Origin of the sequence: Vreelandella venusta, assembly GCF_007989605.1 — a bacterium.
GTDB lineage: Bacteria > Pseudomonadota > Gammaproteobacteria > Pseudomonadales > Halomonadaceae > Vreelandella > Vreelandella venusta.
This window is the reverse complement of record NZ_BJUL01000004.1, coordinates 191,031-209,589: the sequence shown is the minus strand read 5'-3', so window position 1 is coordinate 209,589 and position 18,559 is coordinate 191,031. Positions and strand designations below refer to the sequence as shown.

Annotated in this window: 12 protein-coding genes and 4 tRNA genes; 14 read left to right on the top strand and 2 right to left on the bottom strand. The window is 53.3% G+C overall.

The genetic code is table 11. The annotated features are described in order from the left end of the window. Window positions 1–53: 53 nt before the first annotated feature. Together HVE01_RS06320 and typA are read right to left on the bottom strand one after the other, a co-directional pair. Window positions 54–1,487 (bottom strand): sodium-dependent transporter, encoded by a 1,434-nt coding sequence (locus HVE01_RS06320; RefSeq protein ID WP_146943046.1) that lies wholly within the window; start codon window positions 1,485–1,487, stop codon window positions 54–56. Between the two features lie 304 nt (window positions 1,488–1,791). Beyond that, window positions 1,792–3,618 carry a translational GTPase TypA gene (gene typA, locus HVE01_RS06315; protein WP_146943044.1) on the bottom strand — a complete coding sequence of 609 codons (1,827 nt, stop codon included), beginning with the start codon at window positions 3,616–3,618 and terminating at the stop codon, window positions 1,792–1,794. 163 nt (window positions 3,619–3,781) lie between these two features. Here typA and HVE01_RS06310 point away from each other — a divergent pair, with 163 nt between their 5' ends. The 14 genes from HVE01_RS06310 (at window position 3,782) to rpoC (ending at window position 18,501) form a co-directional block, all read left to right on the top strand. After that, complete coding sequence (locus HVE01_RS06310; RefSeq protein ID WP_146943042.1) at window positions 3,782–4,765, top strand: biotin--[acetyl-CoA-carboxylase] ligase; 984 nt, start codon at window positions 3,782–3,784, stop codon at window positions 4,763–4,765. After that, window positions 4,762–5,601 (top strand): type III pantothenate kinase, encoded by an 840-nt coding sequence (locus HVE01_RS06305; protein WP_125744926.1) that lies wholly within the window; start codon window positions 4,762–4,764, stop codon window positions 5,599–5,601. Before HVE01_RS06310 ends, HVE01_RS06305 begins: the two co-directional genes overlap by 4 nt. 139 nt (window positions 5,602–5,740) lie before the next feature. Beyond that, window positions 5,741–5,824: transfer RNA gene (locus tag HVE01_RS06300), tRNA-Tyr, on the top strand. A 106-nt stretch (window positions 5,825–5,930) separates the two neighbouring features. Beyond that, window positions 5,931–6,004 (top strand) — tRNA-Gly (locus tag HVE01_RS06295). Between the two features lie 16 nt (window positions 6,005–6,020). Beyond that, window positions 6,021–6,095: transfer RNA gene (locus HVE01_RS06290), tRNA-Thr, on the top strand. 142 nt (window positions 6,096–6,237) lie between these two features. Then, a tRNA-Trp gene (locus HVE01_RS06285) sits at window positions 6,238–6,313 on the top strand. Between the two features lie 73 nt (window positions 6,314–6,386). After that, window positions 6,387–6,770, top strand: a complete 384-nt coding sequence (gene secE / locus HVE01_RS06280; protein ID WP_125744928.1) for a preprotein translocase subunit SecE — start codon at window positions 6,387–6,389, stop codon at window positions 6,768–6,770. An 8-nt stretch (window positions 6,771–6,778) separates the two neighbouring features. Then, window positions 6,779–7,312: a transcription termination/antitermination protein NusG gene (gene nusG, locus HVE01_RS06275; protein WP_125744930.1), complete on the top strand. Its 534-nt coding sequence runs from the start codon at window positions 6,779–6,781 to the stop codon at window positions 7,310–7,312. Window positions 7,313–7,435: 123 nt separating this feature from the next. Continuing rightward, window positions 7,436–7,867 (top strand): 50S ribosomal protein L11, encoded by a 432-nt coding sequence (gene rplK / locus HVE01_RS06270; protein WP_009098963.1) that lies wholly within the window; start codon window positions 7,436–7,438, stop codon window positions 7,865–7,867. A gap of 2 nt (window positions 7,868–7,869) precedes the next feature. Continuing rightward, window positions 7,870–8,562: a 50S ribosomal protein L1 gene (rplA, locus tag HVE01_RS06265; protein ID WP_125744932.1), complete on the top strand. Its 693-nt coding sequence runs from the start codon at window positions 7,870–7,872 to the stop codon at window positions 8,560–8,562. A 298-nt stretch (window positions 8,563–8,860) separates the two neighbouring features. Then, on the top strand, window positions 8,861–9,364 hold the full coding sequence (gene rplJ, locus HVE01_RS06260) for a 50S ribosomal protein L10 (protein ID WP_125744934.1): 504 nt from the start codon (window positions 8,861–8,863) through the stop codon (window positions 9,362–9,364). A 112-nt stretch (window positions 9,365–9,476) separates the two neighbouring features. Next, window positions 9,477–9,848 (top strand): 50S ribosomal protein L7/L12, encoded by a 372-nt coding sequence (rplL, locus tag HVE01_RS06255; protein WP_030074215.1) that lies wholly within the window; start codon window positions 9,477–9,479, stop codon window positions 9,846–9,848. 351 nt (window positions 9,849–10,199) lie between these two features. Then, complete coding sequence (rpoB, locus tag HVE01_RS06250; protein WP_146943040.1) at window positions 10,200–14,276, top strand: DNA-directed RNA polymerase subunit beta; 4,077 nt, start codon at window positions 10,200–10,202, stop codon at window positions 14,274–14,276. A 10-nt stretch (window positions 14,277–14,286) separates the two neighbouring features. Then, window positions 14,287–18,501 carry a DNA-directed RNA polymerase subunit beta' gene (rpoC, locus tag HVE01_RS06245; protein WP_125744938.1) on the top strand — a complete coding sequence of 1,405 codons (4,215 nt, stop codon included), beginning with the start codon at window positions 14,287–14,289 and terminating at the stop codon, window positions 18,499–18,501. Window positions 18,502–18,559 lie beyond the last annotated feature (58 nt).

Genomic DNA, 18,559 nt, shown 5'->3' with positions numbered 1-18,559 from the left:
CGTTGTCCTCGCGCCGCAGGCGACTTTTATCCACCCGCGTTATTAGAATTATATTAAGCAGACTTACGTAGCCGCTGACTCAAGGCAAATACACCCACAATGAGCAGTGCGCCGAGGGTTGGGACAACGTAGCCTTCCACCTGTGGAATAGTGCGTAAAAATACAAACGACACGGCGGCAGGGCCAACAAAGCGCACCAGTAACCGCCAAGTTTTAAACCAAGTGATGTTGGTACCAAGCTCTTTCATGACTTCGCTTTGCGTCAGCGCCCAGCCAGCGAATAGAGCGATCATTAGCCCGCCAAGTGGCATAAAGATATTGGTCAACAGCTCAATGAATTCAAAAGCACTGCGTTCAAAGAGTGCGTGGAAAATCGTCCCTTCGGCCCATACATTGAAGCTCACCACTGTCAGTAAGCCCATTGCCCAAGCTGCGACGACCATGATGGTGACTGCTTGAGGGCGGGTCATATCAAAGCGCTCAACCAGAAAGGCGGCGACCGGCTCTATCAATGAAATAGACGAGCTGATTGCAGCCCCAAGCACCAGAATAAAAAAGACCCCGCCTACCAAAGCACCAAACGGCATATCAGCGAATGCTAGCGGCAGAGTAACAAACATCAGCCCCGGGCCTTGGTCGGTTTCGAGCCCCGCACCAAATACCAGCGAGAAAATTGCGAGCCCTGCCACCATGGCAATTGCAGTATCTACAAATGCCACGGCGATAGCGGTACGGGTTAGAGAGGCTTCGCTGGACATATAAGCGCCGTAGGCCATGATGGCGCCCATTCCAAGGCTTAGGGTGAAGAAGGATTGCCCCATCGCTTGTAACCAGCCTTCTAAGCTGAGATCGGCAATGTTGAACGTAAAGAGGAAATTGGCTGCCGCTCCCACGTCGCCATTGATGACGCCGTAGATAAGCACCACGATGAGAATAGCAAACAGCGCGGGCATCATGATGCGCAGCCCTGACTCTATCCCTTTATGAATCCCCAAGCCGACAATTAATGCCGAGAAGGCGATAAACAGCGTGTGATAAAGCGTCATCAGGCCCGGAGATGCCAGCAACGCATCAAAGCCAGCACTAATTGTGGTTGCATCGGCACCGACCAATGAGCCAGTTAGCATCAGCCAGGTATAGTGCAGTGCCCAGCCAGCAATGACGGAATAGAAACTCAAAATTAAAAAAGCGGCAGCCGCACCTAACCAGCCAATGGATTCCCAGGCTCGGGAGGTCTTGTGTGTTTTAGTTAAGTGGCGCATCCCCATAATCGGGCTTTGGCGACTGGTACGTCCAAGCATTGTTTCGGCAATGAAAATGGGGATGCCGACAGCAAAAATGGTCAGTGCATAAATTAAAATAAACGCGCCGCCACCATTTTCCCCGGTGAGATAGGGGAAGCGCCAAAGATTGCCCAAACCGACGGCTGACCCTACCGCTGCCAGTAAAAAGGTACCTTTGTGAGTCCAGACGTTATGACCGCTCATATGGAGGGGTGTCCGTATGGTAGTGGAAGGATGAGGGTAACTGTCCAAACACTTGTATGAATTGTAGATTGTCAGTGGTCCAGGGACACACTGATAGTAACGTTACTTTGCGATAGAACGCCTGCGCTTACCAGTCTGCTAGCGTTAAGGCTGCGTTTATGAAGCCACTTGGCGCAGGAGGCAGGGCGTGTGGGGTGATACAGAGACGGGAAATAAGCGAGGAGATCGTTAACTGAAACTAAAAAAGAAGCCCGCACATGGCGGGCTTTGGGATACTAACTATCGGGCATTGACTGGCGCAAGCTTACTTCTTGCTAGCACGCTTGCGCTCGTTTTCTGTCAGGTGCTTCTTGCGTAGACGAATATGGCTGGGAGTAACTTCAACCAGTTCATCGGAATCCAAGAACTCGATAGCCTGTTCAAGAGTAAACCTGATCGGCGGCGTCAGAACGATGTTTTCATCGTTACCCGTTGAGCGCATGTTGTCGAGTTTTTTACCTTTGGTCGGGTTAACGACCATATCATTGGCACGATTATTAATACCAATCAGCATACCTTCGTATACTTCAGTGGCGTGATCAATAATCAGCTTGCCACGCTCTTGCAGAGCGTAGAGTGCATAAGCCAGGGCTTTGCCGCCAACCATTGAGACCAATACGCCATTGCGACGCTCGATGGAAGCATCGGGCTTCAGCGGGCCGTAGTGATCAAAGCGGCTGGTCAGGATGCCGGTGCCGGAGGTCAAGGTTAAGAATTGACCACGGAAACCAATCAAACCGCGCGCCGGGATGATAAAGTCGAGACGTACACGACCCTTACCATCGGGGTTCATATTGGTCATTTCACCCTTGCGGTAGCCAAGCTCTTCCATGATCGAGCCTTGGTGCTGCTCTTCACAGTCGATGATGACTTCTTCGTAGGGCTCTTGCTTAACGCCGTCGATCTCTTTAATGATGACTTCAGGGCGGCCAACTGCCAATTCGAAGCCTTCACGACGCATGGTTTCAATCAACACTGATAAGTGAAGCTCACCACGGCCAGAAACTTTGAACTTCTCGGGGGTATCGCCCTGTTCAACGCGTAGCGCCACGTTGTGGATAAGCTCTTGTTCCAGGCGGTCTTTAATATTCCGGCTGGTGACGAACTTGCCTTCTTTGCCCGCGAACGGTGAGTCATTGACCTGGAACGTCATCGAAACAGTCGGTTCGTCAACAGACAGCGGCGGTAGCGCTTCAACGGCGCTTGGATCGCACAGCGTGTCAGAAATTGATAAATCTTCAATGCCTGTAACGCAGACGATGTCGCCAGCTGTCGCTTCTGTCGTTTGGACACGCTCAAGACCCATATGGGTCATGACCTGGCCGATCTTACCCTTGCGGGTAGAGCCATCAACGCTGATGACCGAGATTTGCTGGTTAGGCTTCACCGAGCCACGCTTGATACGGCCAAGGCCGATAACGCCGACGTAGCTGTTGTAATCCAGTGCGGAGATTTGCATCTGGAAGGGGCCATCGATCTCAACCGCAGGCGGCTCAACGATATCGACGATTGCCTGGAACATGGGGTCCATGTTGTCGGCCAGCTCTTCAGGGTCCATGCCGGCAATGCCGTTTAGCGCCGAGCAGTAGATGATCGGGAAATCGAGTTGGTCATCAGAAGCCCCCAGGTTGTCAAACAGATCAAAGATCTGATCGATAACCCAGTCTGGGCGTGCGCCAGGGCGGTCAATTTTATTGACGACGACAATCGGCTTCAGGCCCTGGGCAAATGCTTTCTGGGTAACGAAACGAGTCTGTGGCATTGGACCGTCAACGGCATCTACTAGCAGCAGTACCGAGTCCACCATGGACATAACCCGCTCAACTTCGCCACCAAAGTCGGCGTGTCCAGGGGTGTCCACGATGTTGATGTGGTAATCCTTACCATTGCCATCTTGCCACTGAATAGCAGTGTTTTTGGCCAGGATGGTAATACCGCGCTCTTTTTCCTGGTCATTGGAGTCCATGATGCGCTCTTGGCCTTCGGCCTTGCGGTCGAGCGTTCCGGACTGGCTTAACAGCTTGTCTACCAAGGTAGTTTTACCATGGTCAACGTGGGCGATGATGGCAATGTTGCGAAGATTCTCGATCACGACGCGATCCTGCTAGAAAAATAGGGCGGCATTATAGGGTCTGGGCGCGGTCCACTACCAGTGCTGTCTTAAATAAAGGTGCAAGTCAATAACCTAAACATGGCAGTTTTCGCTCCAGCGGTGCTTCCGTTAAGATAGGCGTTTTCCCAGTTGGGGCAAGCACATGACCATCGGTAACCTGATGCGTTTGTTGAGCGATGGCGAAGTTCATTCCGGTGAACAATTAGGTGAAGCGCTGGGCGTTTCCCGAGCCGCCGTATGGAAACAACTAAAAAAATTAGACGCACTGGGCGTTGAACTGGTGGCTGTGAAAGGTCGAGGGTATCGACTTGCCTATCCGCTAGAACCGCTCGATGGGGCAAAAATTGTAGAGCGTTTGCCCGCTAGTGCTCGCCATCTCTTAACCAGGCTATTCATCGAAGATCAGCTGCCATCAAGCAATCAATATGTGCGCGAGCGCTTTACGCAGGGAGCTGGGCACGGTGAGGTATGCTTCGCTGAGCTGCAAACCGCAGGTCGTGGCCGTCGCGGGCGCGTATGGTCTACGCCTTGGGGGCAAAGTTTGATGCTCTCGCTTGGCTGGCGCTTTGAGTCAGGAGTTAACGTCCTGGAAGGGTTGAGTCTTGCGGTTGGCGTGGTGGTTGCTCAAGTGCTGGAGCGGTACGGAGTTTCACCAAAATTAAAGTGGCCTAACGATATATTGCTGGCAGAGAAAGATGGGGAGCTTGGCAAGCTGGCTGGTATTTTGATTGAGGTCACCGGAGATGCAGCGGGCCCCTGTGAAGTGGTCATTGGAATTGGTATGAATCTGTCGCTACCCGATAGCCTGCGTGCCACTATTGATCAGCCTGTGGCGGCACTGTTTGATGCAAAAGCGGGTATTTCGCGCAATCAGCTAGCTGCGGATATGCTGTCTGGGTTATTGGATATGCTGGCAGGCTTCGAAGGCGAAGGGTTTACCCCTTGGCAAGATGAGTGGAATAGTCGCCATGCCTATGCAGGGTTGCCGATCCGTATTATTCAGGGTGAGCGCTCAAGCGATGCAGTGGCTAGAGAGGTAGATGAGAGTGGTAATCTTTGGGTTACCGAAAATGATCACTCGCGACGCCTGTCGGGCGGTGAGATCAGTGTACGCAGGCGCCTATGATTTTGGATTTGGATATCGGCAATACGCTATCGAAATGGCGTTTAAAAGATGCCGAAAGTAGTGAGATTCGTTCACGAGGTGCTGTGTGGACTCGGGAAGAGTGGCGGCCAGGGGCAGATATTCCGAATCTTGATGTAGTAGAGGCGGTGCGTATTTCCAGTGTTGCTAGAGCGGCCGTGCTGGAAGAGACCGTTGCTTTGCTGCGTCGCCAAGTGCGCCAAGTGTATGTTGCGCGCTCAACCCCTGAAGCCCTGGGCGTTGTCAACGGGTATGAGGAGCCTGGGCGACTGGGCGTAGATCGCTGGCTAGGAGCGCTGGCAGGCTACCAACTGGCTGGCGGTTGCTGTGCAGTCGATTGTGGTAGTGCGATCACCATTGATTTTGTATTGCCAGGGGGTGTCCATCTCGGAGGCTTTATCGTACCTGGGTTACGATTAATGAAAGAGAGTCTCAAATTGGGCACCCGCAATGTGGCAATTGATCCAGAAAGTGAGGCTGATGCGTTATTGGAGCCGGGGAGACGCACGGTAGATGCTGTCAACCACGGTATCTATATGGCGGCAGTCAGTGCGATTAACAGAATTTACAGTGAGGTGTGCGATCAACAGGGGGTTGCATTGCCAGTGCTATTGACGGGTGGCGATGCCAGAGTGATTTCACGCGGTGTTCAAGTGCCCCATGCGGTATGGCCGGATATGGTTTATGGGGGCTTGGAAGCCAGTTTTCCGCTGACCTTTGCAGAGCGTGCTGGAAAAATGTCGGGCGCACCTGGAGTGCCTGAACCTGTTTCGCTAGAAAAAATTCGCGCAGGTCTTGCATTCTCGATGCTGCTTTGACAGAATGCAGCGCGTTCCAAGGCACAAGCACACGTTAGTTATCAATGTGCAAGTGTTGGTAAGTTCACAAGCTTTGATAAATAAAGAGTTTGTAAGCTTGACATAGTCTTGGAGGTTGGCATAATGTGCCGCCACAGCTGGAGAGGTTCCCGAGTGGCCAAAGGGAGCAGACTGTAAATCTGCCGCGAAAGCTTCGAAGGTTCGAATCCTTCCCTCTCCACCAAGTTTTATCAAGCAATGGCTAGGTCGTTGCTTGGGAATGGAAGGCCGGTAAGCGGGCTTAGCTACTGTATCTCGTGCAACGGGTTGTCATTCCATAGGCAAGTTCGGCGGGCGTAGTTCAATGGTAGAACCTCAGCCTTCCAAGCTGATGGTGCGGGTTCGATTCCCGCCGCCCGCTCCAGTTTTAGATGTATTTAGCTCATGTAGCTCAGGGGTAGAGCACACCCTTGGTAAGGGTGAGGTCGACGGTTCAATTCCGTCCATGAGCTCCATATTGCATAAAGGCGAGCTAAGCTCGCTTTTTTTGTTTTCACTTGTCAGTTTGATGAGTGTTGAGGGTTGTCAGGCGGAAAGTTATCCGCTAATATGGCGCCCGCTGTTGCGTAGGCAGTTTGTTTGCGCACGTGATGATACAGGCCAGTAGCTCAATTGGCAGAGCAGCGGTCTCCAAAACCGCAGGTTGGGGGTTCGATTCCCTCCTGGCCTGCCAGCCTTCCCCAGGTTGGTATGTCTTTTTCTAGAATTCCTTTGTCGCTCGCTGCACCCTTGGGAGTCTCGTTTTTATGAAGCCTAGTTCCGTAAAACATGGCGAAGAGGTGCAACAGTCGCGCCATGACGGGCTCAAGTGGGCGGCGGTTGTGGCGCTGCTTGTTGTTGCAGTTGTTGGTAATACCTATTTCGCTGATATTGGCCTGCTCTACCGCGTATTAGGTGTGGTGGTGTTGTGTGTGATTGCGGGTTTGATCGCGCTGACCACCGCTAAAGGTCGCGATTTAGTAGAGCTTGCCGTCAGCGCCAAGAAAGAGATACAGCGCGTTGTATGGCCGACTCGCCCCGAAACTATTCAGACCACGGCCATTGTGCTGGCGGCTGTTGTGGTGGTGGGTTTGATGCTGTGGTTGATTGATACTCTTCTTGGCTGGGCGATGTCCGGCGTCATTGGTTAGGAGCTTTCATGTCCAAACGTTGGTATGTCGTCCACGCTTATTCCGGCTTTGAAAAGCATGTCATGCGCTCGCTTATCGAGCGCGTGAAAATGTATGGCATGGAAGATCGCTTTGGCGAAATTCTCGTGCCGACGGAGGAAGTCGTTGAAGTACGTGACGGAAAGCGTCGTAAGAGTGAGCGCAAGTTCTACCCCGGCTACGTGCTGGTCGAGATGGAAATGGCCGACGAAACCTGGCATCTCGTCAATGAAACCCCACGTGTAATGGGGTTTATTGGCGGCACAAAAGAGAAGCCAGCGCCTATTACCTCGCGCGAGGCAGATGCTATCTTGCGTCGTGTGAAAGACGGTACTGATAAGCCGCGTCCCAAAACTATGTTTGAGCCGGGTCAGTCAGTTCGTGTTATTGACGGTCCGTTTGCTGACTTCAATGGTGTTGTTGAAGAAGTGAACTACGAGAAAAGCCGTTTGCAGGTTAGCGTGCTGATTTTCGGGCGGGCCACGCCTGTGGAGCTTGAGTTCTCTCAGGTAGAAAAAGAGTAAGTTAGATTAATTGGCGGGATGGTGTGCATTGCACGCCATCCCTGCATTGTGTGAAGCAGCTATGTGCTGCTTTATATGTACCGGGGAGCCGTAAGGCGCTATCACCCAACTGGAGTATTTAGCATGGCCAAGAAAGTACAGGCTTATATCAAACTGCAGGTTGCTGCAGGTAAAGCCAATCCTAGTCCGCCCGTTGGCCCCGCGCTGGGTCAGCACGGTGTGAACATCATGGAATTCTGTAAGGCGTTCAACGCAGCGACTCAAGAAATTGAGCCTGGTCTGCCGACGCCTGTCGTGATCACAGTTTACTCTGACCGTAGCTTCACGTTCGTTACCAAGACGCCGCCTGCTGCCGTGTTGCTGAAAAAAGCAGCGGGTATCAAGTCCGGTTCTGGTGAGCCGAACAAGAAGAAGGTTGGTACCGTTACGCGTGAGCAGCTTGAAGAGATCGCTAAAACGAAAGAGCCAGATATGACGGCTTCTGATCTCGATGCCGCGGTGCGCACCATTGCTGGCAGCGCTCGTAGCATGGGCCTAAACGTGGAGGGTCTCTGATCATGGCTAAGCTAACTAAGCGTGCGAAAATTATTCGCGAGAAAGTAGACTCGAACAAAACCTACTCTCTTGAAGAAGCGGTTGCGCTGCTCGCTGAGCTGTCCACCGTTAAATTCAAGGAGTCCTTGGATGTAGCGATTAACCTGGGTGTTGATCCGCGTAAATCTGACCAAGTGGTACGTGGTGCTACTGTCATGCCTAACGGTACTGGCAAAGACGTACGCGTAGCGGTCTTCACCCAGGGTGCTAACGCCGATGCTGCTAAAGAAGCAGGCGCTGACATCGTGGGTATGGACGATTTGGCTGAGCAAGTCAAAAAGGGCGTCATGGATTTTGACGTCGTGATTGCCTCTCCCGATGCTATGCGCGTTGTCGGTCAGCTGGGTCAGATTCTTGGTCCGCGTGGCCTGATGCCTAACCCGAAAGTTGGTACCGTTACTCCTGACGTTGCCACTGCGGTTAAAAATGCTAAGGCAGGCCAGGTGCGTTTCCGTACCGACAAAAACGGCATTATCCACACAACGCTGGGTAAAGCTGATTTTGAAGCATCCGCTGTTCTGGGTAACCTGGAAGCGCTGGTTGCTGACCTTAAGAGGCTCAAGCCGAGCTCTTCTAAAGGTATCTACTTTAAGAAAGTCACCCTGTCCACTACCATGGGCCCAGGTCTGACTATCGACCACTCTGCATTGGTATAAGCAGGTAGTCGTACGTTTTACGTAAGAACCGAGCAAGAACTTTGCGGTCCCCTGTTAATACGTCAGTTAGGCAGGGCATCGTCAAAGACCGCAGGTGCCGCATCTTTTAAGGGTGCGGCTTAATCGCCTTAACAGCGCCTGCGCAGATGGTGTGGCCGCCAGTTGGTTGAGGTTTTTAGCCAAACCGCTTTCTGGTGAGCACCATCCCCCAAGGCTTCCAGCGTTATTTATTTATCGTCTGGGAGAGATGGTAACCACCGGAGCCTGTTGTGGGTTCCGGCACGAAGGAGTGATCACTGTGCCACTAGCACTTGAAGGCAAGAAAGCGATTGTTGCCGAGGTCAGTGAAGCGGCCAAGGGCGCACTCTCCGTCGTAGTTGCCGATTCTCGCGGTGTTACGGTCGGTAAAATGACCGACTTGCGCAAGCAAGCACGTGAGAATGGCGTCCAGCTGCGTGTTGTTCGCAACACCCTGGCACGCCGCGCCCTCGAAGGCACCCAATGGGAGTGTCTGAACGAGAGCTTTGTTGGTCCTACTCTGCTGGCTTTCTCTACCGAGCACCCGGGCGCTGCCGCTCGTTTGTTCAAAGAGTTCGCAAAGCAAGATCAGAACTTCGAAGTGAAGGCGTTGGCCTATGATGGTGAGCTGATTCCGGCTGCTGACATCGATCGTCTGGCAAGCCTACCGACTTACGACGAAGCAATTGCCAAGTTGATGTCGGTAATGAAAGAAGCCTCCGCTGGCAAGCTGGTTCGTACCCTGGCCGCCCTGCGCGACCAGAAGCAAGAAGAAGCTGCATAAGCAGGTCTTTTTGCAAGCAGACCGCGCTGCATAAGCAGGGCACTGCTTGAACCATGCAATGAATCCTGAGCACTCGGTAGACCGAGGCTCCCGCAAAGTTAGGAATGAGACAATGGCACTGACCAAAGACGATATCATCAATGCTGTAGCCGACATGTCCGTAATGGAAGTTGTCGAGCTGATCGAAGCAATGGAAGAGAAATTCGGCGTTTCTGCAGCAGCAGCCGTAATGGCTGGCCCCGCTGCAGGCGGCGAAGCAGCTGCTGAAGAGCAGACTGAATTTGATCTGGTACTGACCTCTGCTGGTGACAAGAAAGTTAACGTCATCAAAGCAGTTCGTGAAATCACTGGTCTTGGCCTGAAAGAAGCCAAAGGTGCAGTTGATGGCGCGCCGGCTACCATCAAAGAAGCAATGTCTAAAGAAGACGCTGAAGCAGCTAAGACCAAGCTGGAAGAAGCGGGCGCAAGCGTCGAGCTCAAGTAATTCTTGTGCTGACGGCTTTACGCGCTGCGTAAGCTTCCACGGCTGGCGGCGGGCTTATCCCGCTGCCGGCCTTTTTCTGTTGTATCATGTTGCTTGGCAGCATTACAGCAGGAAGGCTGCGGTAAGAAGCAGCAAAACAGTAAGACCGTTGTTGTGAAGCGTAAGTTGTGAAGCGTAAGTTGTGAAGCGCGAGTGATAACGAAGCGCTAGCAGCACTACTGTAACACTGTTATCTATCAAGATTTTTGACGGCGAGCTACCGATTTAGGAGCTTGCTGTCTGCGTCTGAAACGCCCGCGGGGCAGATGACCACGCATCGGTCACCCATGGTGAACAAGCTGGGGAATACAGATGGCTTACTCATATACTGAGAAAAAACGCATCCGCAAGGATTTCGGCAAACTGCCCCAAGTGATGGATGTGCCTTACTTGCTGGCCATCCAGCTTGATTCCTACTACGACTTTCTCCAGCAGGATCGTTCGCCCGACGAGCGCCACGAGATTGGTCTGCACGCGGCGTTTAAGTCCGTGTTTCCGATTGAAAGCTTCTCTGGGAATGCGGCGCTGGAGTATGTCAGCTACCGTTTCGGCACGCCGGCGTTCGATGTTAAGGAGTGTCAGCTGCGTGGCGTGACCTATTCCGCCCCGCTGCGCGTCAAGGTTCGCTTGATCATCTATGATCGCGACTCCTCGAACAAGGCAATCAAGGATATTAAAGAGCAGGAAGTCTACATGGGGGAAATCCCCCTGATGACCGAGAATGGTACTTTTGTTATCAATGGTACTGAGCGGGTTATCGTTTCTCAGCTCCACCGTTCGCCCGGTGTGTTCTTCGATCATGATAAAGGCAAGAGCCACTCCTCTGGCAAGCTGCTCTATTCTGCCCGAGTGATTCCTTATCGTGGTTCCTGGTTGGACTTCGAGTTCGATCCTAAAGACAACGTCTTCGTACGTATTGACCGTCGCCGGAAACTGCCAGCGTCGGTGTTGATGCGTGCGCTGGGAATGAGCACCGAAGAGATCCTTGAAGAGTTTTTCGAAACCAGCAAGTTTAGCATTGAAAAAACTGGCTTCTTCGTAGAGCTGGTACCGTCACGCCTGCGCGGTGAAACCGCGACCTTCGATATTAAAGATGGCGAAGGCAGCGTCATTGTTGAAGAGGGGCGTCGTATTACCCAGAAGCACATCCGTCAGCTTGAAAAAGCCGGTTTGTCGCGTCTGGAAGTACCGATGGAGTACCTGTTTGGTAAAACGTTGGCCAAAGATCAGATCGACACTAAAACTGGTGAGCTGATCTGCCCGTGTAACAGCGAAATTACGCCAGAAGTACTTGAGCGTATGGCGCAGGGTGGCATTACCCAGATCGAAACGCTCTACACTAACGATCTCGACTGTGGTTCGTTTATTTCCGATACGCTCAAGTTGGATGCCACCGGCTCCGCGCTTGAGGCGTTGGTCGAAATTTATCGCATGATGCGCCCTGGCGAACCGCCGACCAAAGAAGCTGCTGAGACGCTGTTTAATAACTTGTTCTTCAGCGAAGATCGCTACGACCTCTCCGGCGTCGGTCGCATGAAGTTCAACCGTCGTCTGCGTCGTGATACCGACACGGGCTCTGGTGTGCTGGATCGCAAAGACATCCTCGATGTTCTGCGCGAGCTGATCAATATCCGTAACGGCTTTGGTGACGTTGACGATATCGATCACCTGGGTAACCGCCGTATTCGCTGTGTTGGCGAAATGGCTGAAAACCAGTTCCGCGTCGGCTTAGTGCGCGTAGAGCGCGCAGTGAAAGAGCGTCTTTCCATGGCGGAGAGCGAAGGCCTGATGCCGCAAGATCTAATCAACGCTAAGCCGGTAGCGGCAGCGGTGAAAGAGTTCTTCGGTTCTAGCCAGCTGTCCCAGTTTATGGATCAGAACAACCCGCTTTCTGAGGTTACCCACAAGCGTCGTGTGTCGGCACTCGGCCCAGGTGGTTTGACCCGTGAGCGTGCTGGTTTCGAGGTGCGCGACGTACATGCTACGCACTATGGCCGCTTGTGCCCGATCGAAACGCCGGAAGGTCCGAACATCGGTCTGATCAACTCGTTGGCGACGTACAGTCACACCAACAGCTACGGCTTCCTTGAAACGCCATACCGTAAGGTCAATGCCTGCCAAGTGACCGACGACATCGTTCACCTGTCGGCGATCGAAGAGGGTGATTTCGTTATTGCCCAGGCGTCTGCTGCTGTGGATGAGTCCAACAGGCTGAGTGACGACTTGGTTCAGGTACGTCATCGTGGTGAAACCACGTTTATGCGTCCTGAGCAAGTCACGCTAATGGACGTTTCACCACGCCAGGTTGTTTCGGTCGCGGCCGCGCTGATTCCGTTCCTGGAACACGATGATGCTAACCGCGCCTTGATGGGGGCGAACATGCAGCGTCAGGCGGTACCGACTTTGCGTGCTGACAAGCCGCTAGTAGGTACTGGTATGGAGCGCTTCGTTGCGCGTGACTCCGGTGTTTGTGCCGTGGCGCGTCGTGGCGGTGTAATCGACTCCGTTGACGCACGTCGTGTCGTGGTACGGGTACACGAAGATGAGATCATCGGTGGTGAAGCCGGTGTTGATATCTACAACCTGACCAAATACACCCGTTCAAACCAGAACACCTGTATGAACCAGCGCCCTATCGTGCGTCCTGGTGACAGCGTAGCCCGTGGCGATATCCTGGCCGACGGCCCGTCTGTTGATATGGGTGATTTGGCGCTAGGCCAGAACATGCGCATCGCGTTCATGCCCTGGAATGGTTACAACTTCGAGGACTCTATCCTGCTGTCTGAGAGGGTGGTTCAAGAAGACCGCTTTACCACGATTCATATTCAGGAACTGACCTGTGTATCTCGCGATACCAAGTTAGGGCCGGAAGAGATCACTGCCGATATTCCCAACGTGGGCGAGTCCGCGCTGGGTAAGTTGGACGAAGCTGGTGTTGTTTACATTGGTGCTGAAGTTGGCCCTGGCGACATCCTGGTCGGTAAGGTAACGCCGAAGGGTGAAACCCAGCTGACGCCGGAAGAGAAGCTGCTACGCGCTATTTTCGGTGAGAAAGCATCTGACGTTAAAGATACCTCGCTGCGTGCGCCGACCGGCATGAAGGGTACTGTCATCGACGTTCAGGTATTTACCCGTGACGGCGTTGAAAAAGACTCTCGTGCGCTTGCTATCGAACAGATGCAGCTGGACGAAGTGCGTAAAGACCTTCAGGAAACCTACCGTATCGCTGAAGACGCTACTTTTGAGCGCCTGAAGCGCACGCTGGAAGGTCAGGCTGTTAATGGCGGTCCGAACCTGAAGAAAGGCGATGTGCTTGACGAGGATTACCTCGACGAGCTGCCGCGTCAGCAGTGGTTCAAACTGCGCATGCAGGATGAAGCCTACAACGAGCTGTTGGCCCAGGCCGATGAGCAGCTCGAAAATCGTCGTAAAGAGATGGACGAGCGCTTTGAAGACAAGAAGCGCAAGCTGACCCAGGGCGATGACCTCGCGCCGGGCGTGCTTAAAATCGTCAAGGTTTACATGGCGGTTAAGCGTCGCATTCAGCCTGGCGACAAGATGGCCGGTCGTCACGGTAACAAAGGTGTTATCTCGGCGATCATGCCCATCGAAGATATGCCGTTCGACGAGAAGGGCGAGCCGGTTGATGTGGTGTTGAACCCGCTGGGTGTACCGTCGCGGATGAACGTTGGTCAGATCCTCGAAACGCACTTGGGTATGGCTGCCCGTGGTTTGGGTGTCAAGATTGACGCGCTGTTACGTGATGCTCGTGGTCAGCAAGTTGCTGAAATTCGTGACTTCCTGGGCCAGATATATAACACGCCGGGAACCCGTGTTGAGGATATCGATTCGTTAAGCGATGAAGAAATCATTGCGCTAGCGAAAAACCTCAAAGGCGGTGTACCTATGGCAACGCCAGTGTTCGATGGTGCTAAAGAGCACGAGATCAAACATCTGCTGAAGCTTGCTGACATTCCTGAGTCTGGCCAGATGACGCTGTACGATGGCCGTACTGGCGATGCGTTTGACCGCTCGGTGACCGTTGGCTACATGTATATGCTCAAGCTGAACCACTTGGTAGACGACAAGATGCACGCGCGCTCTACCGGTTCTTACTCGCTAGTGACTCAGCAGCCGCTGGGTGGTAAGGCGCAGTTCGGTGGTCAGCGCTTTGGTGAGATGGAAGTATGGGCGCTGGAAGCTTACGGTGCCGCGTATACGCTGCAAGAGATGCTCACCGTCAAGTCGGACGACGTCGAAGGCCGCACCAAGATGTATAAAAACATCGTGGATGGCGACCACACCATGCAGGCAGGCATGCCGGAATCCTTCAACGTACTCGTGAAGGAAATCCGCTCGCTGGGCATCGATATCGAGTTAGAGAGCTAGGAGCCGTCCCATGAAAGATTTGGTGAAAGTACTCAAATCGCAATCTCAGTCCGAAGAGTTTGACGCGATCAAGATTACCCTGGCGTCGCCGGACATGATTCGCTCCTGGTCGTTTGGCGAGGTGAAGAAGCCCGAGACCATCAACTACCGTACCTTTAAACCGGAACGGGATGGTCTGTTCTGCGCCAAGATTTTCGGCCCAGTCAAAGACTACGAGTGTTTGTGCGGTAAGTATAAGCGCATGAAGCACCGCGGCATCATTTGTGAGAAGTGTGGCGTTGAAGTCACCAAGGCTGCCGTGCGCCGTGAGCGCATGGGCCACATCGAACTGGCATCGCCAGTGGCTCACATTTGGTTTCTGAAGTCACTGCCGTCGCGTATCGGCATGTTCCTCGATATGACCCTGCGTGATATCGAGCGCGTGCTGTACTTCGAAAGCTTTGTCGTCATTGATCCGGGTATGACCACGCTGGAGCGTGGTCAGTTACTCAACGATGAACAGTACTTTGAAGCGCTAGAAGAGTTCGGTGATGACTTCGACGCCCGTATGGGTGCCGAAGCTGTCCAAGAGCTGCTGAAAGATATTGATCTGGAAGAAGAGATTAATCACCTGCGTGAAGAAATTCCGCAGACTAACTCTGAAACTAAGATTAAGAAGCTTTCAAAGCGCTTGAAGCTGCTTGAAGCGTTCTACCACTCCGGCAACGCGCCGGCGTGGATGGTCATGGAAGTGCTGCCCGTGCTGCCGCCGGATCTTCGTCCGTTGGTACCGCTGGACGGCGGCCGCTTCGCGACCTCAGATCTGAACGACCTTTATCGTCGCGTTATCAACCGTAACAACCGCCTGAAGCGTCTGCTTGACCTCAATGCGCCGGATATTATCGTGCGTAACGAGAAGCGTATGCTGCAAGAAGCGGTTGATGCGTTGTTGGATAACGGCCGTCGCGGTCGCGCCATTACGGGCTCTAACAAGCGTCCGCTGAAATCCCTTGCCGATATGATCAAAGGTAAGCAGGGGCGTTTCCGTCAGAACTTGCTAGGTAAGCGCGTCGATTACTCTGGCCGTTCGGTAATCACGGTTGGTCCGACACTGCGTTTGCACCAGTGTGGTCTGCCTAAGAAAATGGCGCTTGAGCTGTTCAAGCCGTTTATCTACTCCAAGCTGCAGTCGCTGGGCTACGCCTCAACGATCAAAGCTGCCAAGAAGATGGTTGAGCGCGAACTGCCCGAGGTGTGGGACATCCTTGCCGATGTTATCCGTGAGCACCCGGTACTGCTTAACCGCGCACCGACGCTACACCGTCTGGGTATCCAAGCGTTTGAGCCGCTGTTGATCGAAGGTAAAGCGATCCAGCTGCACCCGCTGGTATGTGCCGCCTACAACGCCGACTTTGACGGTGACCAGATGGCGGTACACGTACCGCTGACCCTGGAAGCTCAGCTTGAAGCGCGTGCGCTGATGATGGCCACCAATAACGTGCTGTCGCCCGCCAACGGTGAACCGATTATCGTACCGTCGCAAGACGTTGTTCTGGGTCTGTATTACATGACCCGCGAAAAGATCAATGCCAAAGGCGAAGGTATGGTGTTCTCTGACCTCCATGAGGTCGAGCGCGCCTTCGGAACGCAGTCGGTATCGCTGCATGCTCGCGTGAAAGTGCGCCTGGACGAAGTCGACGTCGAAGAAGAGACCGGCGAGCGTAGTTTCCATCGCCGCATCTACGACACGACGGTGGGTCGTGCACTACTGTTCCGCATTTTGCCGGAAGGTGTGCCGTTCTCCTTGATCGACCAGCCAATGAAGAAAAAGGCGATTTCTAGCTTGATCAATGAGGTGTACCGTCGTGCTGGCTTGAAGCCTACGGTTATCTTTGCTGACCAGCTGATGTACACCGGCTTCCGTTTGGCAACATGGTCGGGCGCTTCAATCGGTGTTAACGACTTCGTTATTCCTGATGCGAAAACCGAGATTGTCGACGCTGCAGAAGCAGAAGTTAAAGAGATCGAAGATCAGTTCTCTTCTGGCTTGGTAACTGCTGGCGAGAAGTACAACAAGGTTATCGATATCTGGTCGAAAGCCAACGATAAAGTCGCTAAGGCGATGATGGTTGGTATCTCCAAAGAGACCGTCATCGATCGTGAAGGCAACGAAGTTGAGCAAGACTCGTTCAACAGCGTCTTCATCATGGCTGACTCTGGTGCGCGTGGTTCTGCCGCCCAGATTCGCCAGCTGGCGGGTATGCGTGGCTTGATGGCTAAGCCGGATGGTTCGATCATCGAAACGCCGATCGTTGCCAACTTCCGTGAAGGTCTGAACGTACTTCAGTACTTCATCTCGACTCACGGTGCGCGTAAAGGTCTTGCGGATACGGCTCTGAAAACGGCTAACTCCGGTTACCTGACCCGTCGTCTGGTTGACGTTGCCCAGGACTTGGTTATCACTGAGACCGATTGTGGCACCGAAAATGGCCTGACGCTGCACCCGATCATTGAAGGTGGCGACATCATCGTACCGCTGTCTCAGCGCGTCCTTGGTCGTGTCGTTGCGATTGATGTTATTGATCCAAGTAATGATGAAGTGCTTATTCCGCGCGGCACATTGCTTGACGAAAAGTGGTGTGCGTCGCTAGACACCATGGGTGTCGACGAGATTATCGTTCGTTCTACCATTACATGTGACACTGCTCACGGTGTCTGTGCCTCCTGTTACGGACGTGACTTGGCGCGCGGCCATCAGGTCAACATTGGTGAGTCTGTCGGCGTTATCGCTGCACAGTCCATCGGTGAGCCGGGTACCCAGCTGACCATGCGTACGTTCCACATCGGTGGTGCGGCATCGCGCTCATCGGCAGTGGACAGCGTTCAGGTCAAGCACGGCGGTAAAGTACGTCTGCACAATATCAAGCATGTAGAGCGTGCCGATGGCAAGCTGGTGGTTGTCTCTCGCTCCAGCGCACTTGCTGTTGCTGATGACCATGGCCGTGAGCGTGAGTACTACAAGCTGCCTTACGGTGCCGAGCTGTCTGTACGTGACGGTGACGTGGTTGATGGCGGTGCGATTGTCGCCAAGTGGGATCCGCACACGCATCCGATCATTGCCGAAGTAGAAGGTAAGGCGCAGTTTGTCGACCTTGACGAAGGTGTCACCATGCACCGCAGCGTCGACGAAATGACCGGTCTGTCCTCTATTGAGGTTATCGAGTCGGCAGCCCGCCCGATGGCAGGTCGCGATAAGCGTCCGATGGTGATGCTGAAAGATGCTGCTGGCGAGTATGTGTCGGTGTCAGGATCGAATACGCCGGTACAGTATCTGCTGCCAGGCAACTCGATTATCTCCGTTGATGATGGCTCTACCATTGGTGTCGGTGAAGTCGTTGCACGTATCCCAGTAGAAGCGTCTGGTAACAAAGATATTACCGGTGGTCTGCCACGTGTTGCCGACTTGTTTGAGGCACGTAAGCCGAAAGAGTCGTCAATCTTGGCTGAAATCAGTGGTGTGGTCAGCTTCGGTAAAGAGACCAAGGGTAAGCGTCGTTTGACGATTACGCCGGAATCTGGCGACCCGTTTGAAGCGCTGATCCCGAAGTGGCGTCAAATCGCTGTCTTCGAAGGTGAGAGCGTCGAGAAGGGTGAGGTGATTTCGGATGGTCCGAGCAACCCTCACGATATCCTGCGCTTATTGGGTGTGGCAGAGCTGGCTAAATACATCACTGCCGAAGTGCAAGATGTTTACCGCCTGCAGGGTGTAGGCATCAACGATAAGCATATCGAAGTCATTGTTCGCCAGATGCTGCGTAAGGTAGAGATCTCCGATTCAGGCGACTCTGACTTTATTACTGGCGATCAAGCTGAACTGGTACGCGTACTAGAGCAAAATGCGCGTCTTGAGAAAGAAGGTAAATTCCCGGCCAAGTATCAACGCTTGCTGTTGGGTATCACTAAGGCCAGCTTGGCCACTGAGTCGTTCATTTCTGCGGCGTCGTTCCAGGAAACGACACGTGTATTGACCGAAGCAGCGGTAACCGGCAAGCGCGATTATCTACGCGGCCTGAAAGAAAACGTGGTGGTTGGACGTCTGATTCCGGCAGGTACCGGTCTGACTCACCACGCAGAGCGTCGTCGCAAACGCGAAGACGTTGAGCGTCTGTTCAATCCCTCGGCTACCGAAGTTGAGCAGGAGCTTGGTGCTCAGTTAACCGCCCTTGATTCAGACGACGAGCTGTAATCGACGGTAAGGAAAACGAGTAACAACGAGTCGCTGGCCCTTATGGTGCAGTCTTGCT

What these genes read in the sequence shown, in the direction of transcription:
- rpoC (WP_125744938.1), top strand. Translation starts at nt 14,287, where the DNA reads ATGAAAGATTTGGTGAAAGTACTCAAATCGCAATCTCAGTCCGAAGAG.
- rpoB (WP_146943040.1), top strand. Translation starts at nt 10,200, where the DNA reads ATGGCTTACTCATATACTGAGAAAAAACGCATCCGCAAGGATTTCGGC.
- secE (WP_125744928.1), top strand. Translation starts at nt 6,387, where the DNA reads ATGAAGCCTAGTTCCGTAAAACATGGCGAAGAGGTGCAACAGTCGCGC.
- rplK (WP_009098963.1), top strand. Translation starts at nt 7,436, where the DNA reads ATGGCCAAGAAAGTACAGGCTTATATCAAACTGCAGGTTGCTGCAGGT.
- HVE01_RS06310 (WP_146943042.1), top strand. Translation starts at nt 3,782, where the DNA reads ATGACCATCGGTAACCTGATGCGTTTGTTGAGCGATGGCGAAGTTCAT.
- HVE01_RS06305 (WP_125744926.1), top strand. Translation starts at nt 4,762, where the DNA reads ATGATTTTGGATTTGGATATCGGCAATACGCTATCGAAATGGCGTTTA.
- HVE01_RS06320 (WP_146943046.1), bottom strand. Translation starts at nt 1,487, where the DNA reads ATGAGCGGTCATAACGTCTGGACTCACAAAGGTACCTTTTTACTGGCA.
- rplL (WP_030074215.1), top strand. Translation starts at nt 9,477, where the DNA reads ATGGCACTGACCAAAGACGATATCATCAATGCTGTAGCCGACATGTCC.
- nusG (WP_125744930.1), top strand. Translation starts at nt 6,779, where the DNA reads ATGTCCAAACGTTGGTATGTCGTCCACGCTTATTCCGGCTTTGAAAAG.
- rplA (WP_125744932.1), top strand. Translation starts at nt 7,870, where the DNA reads ATGGCTAAGCTAACTAAGCGTGCGAAAATTATTCGCGAGAAAGTAGAC.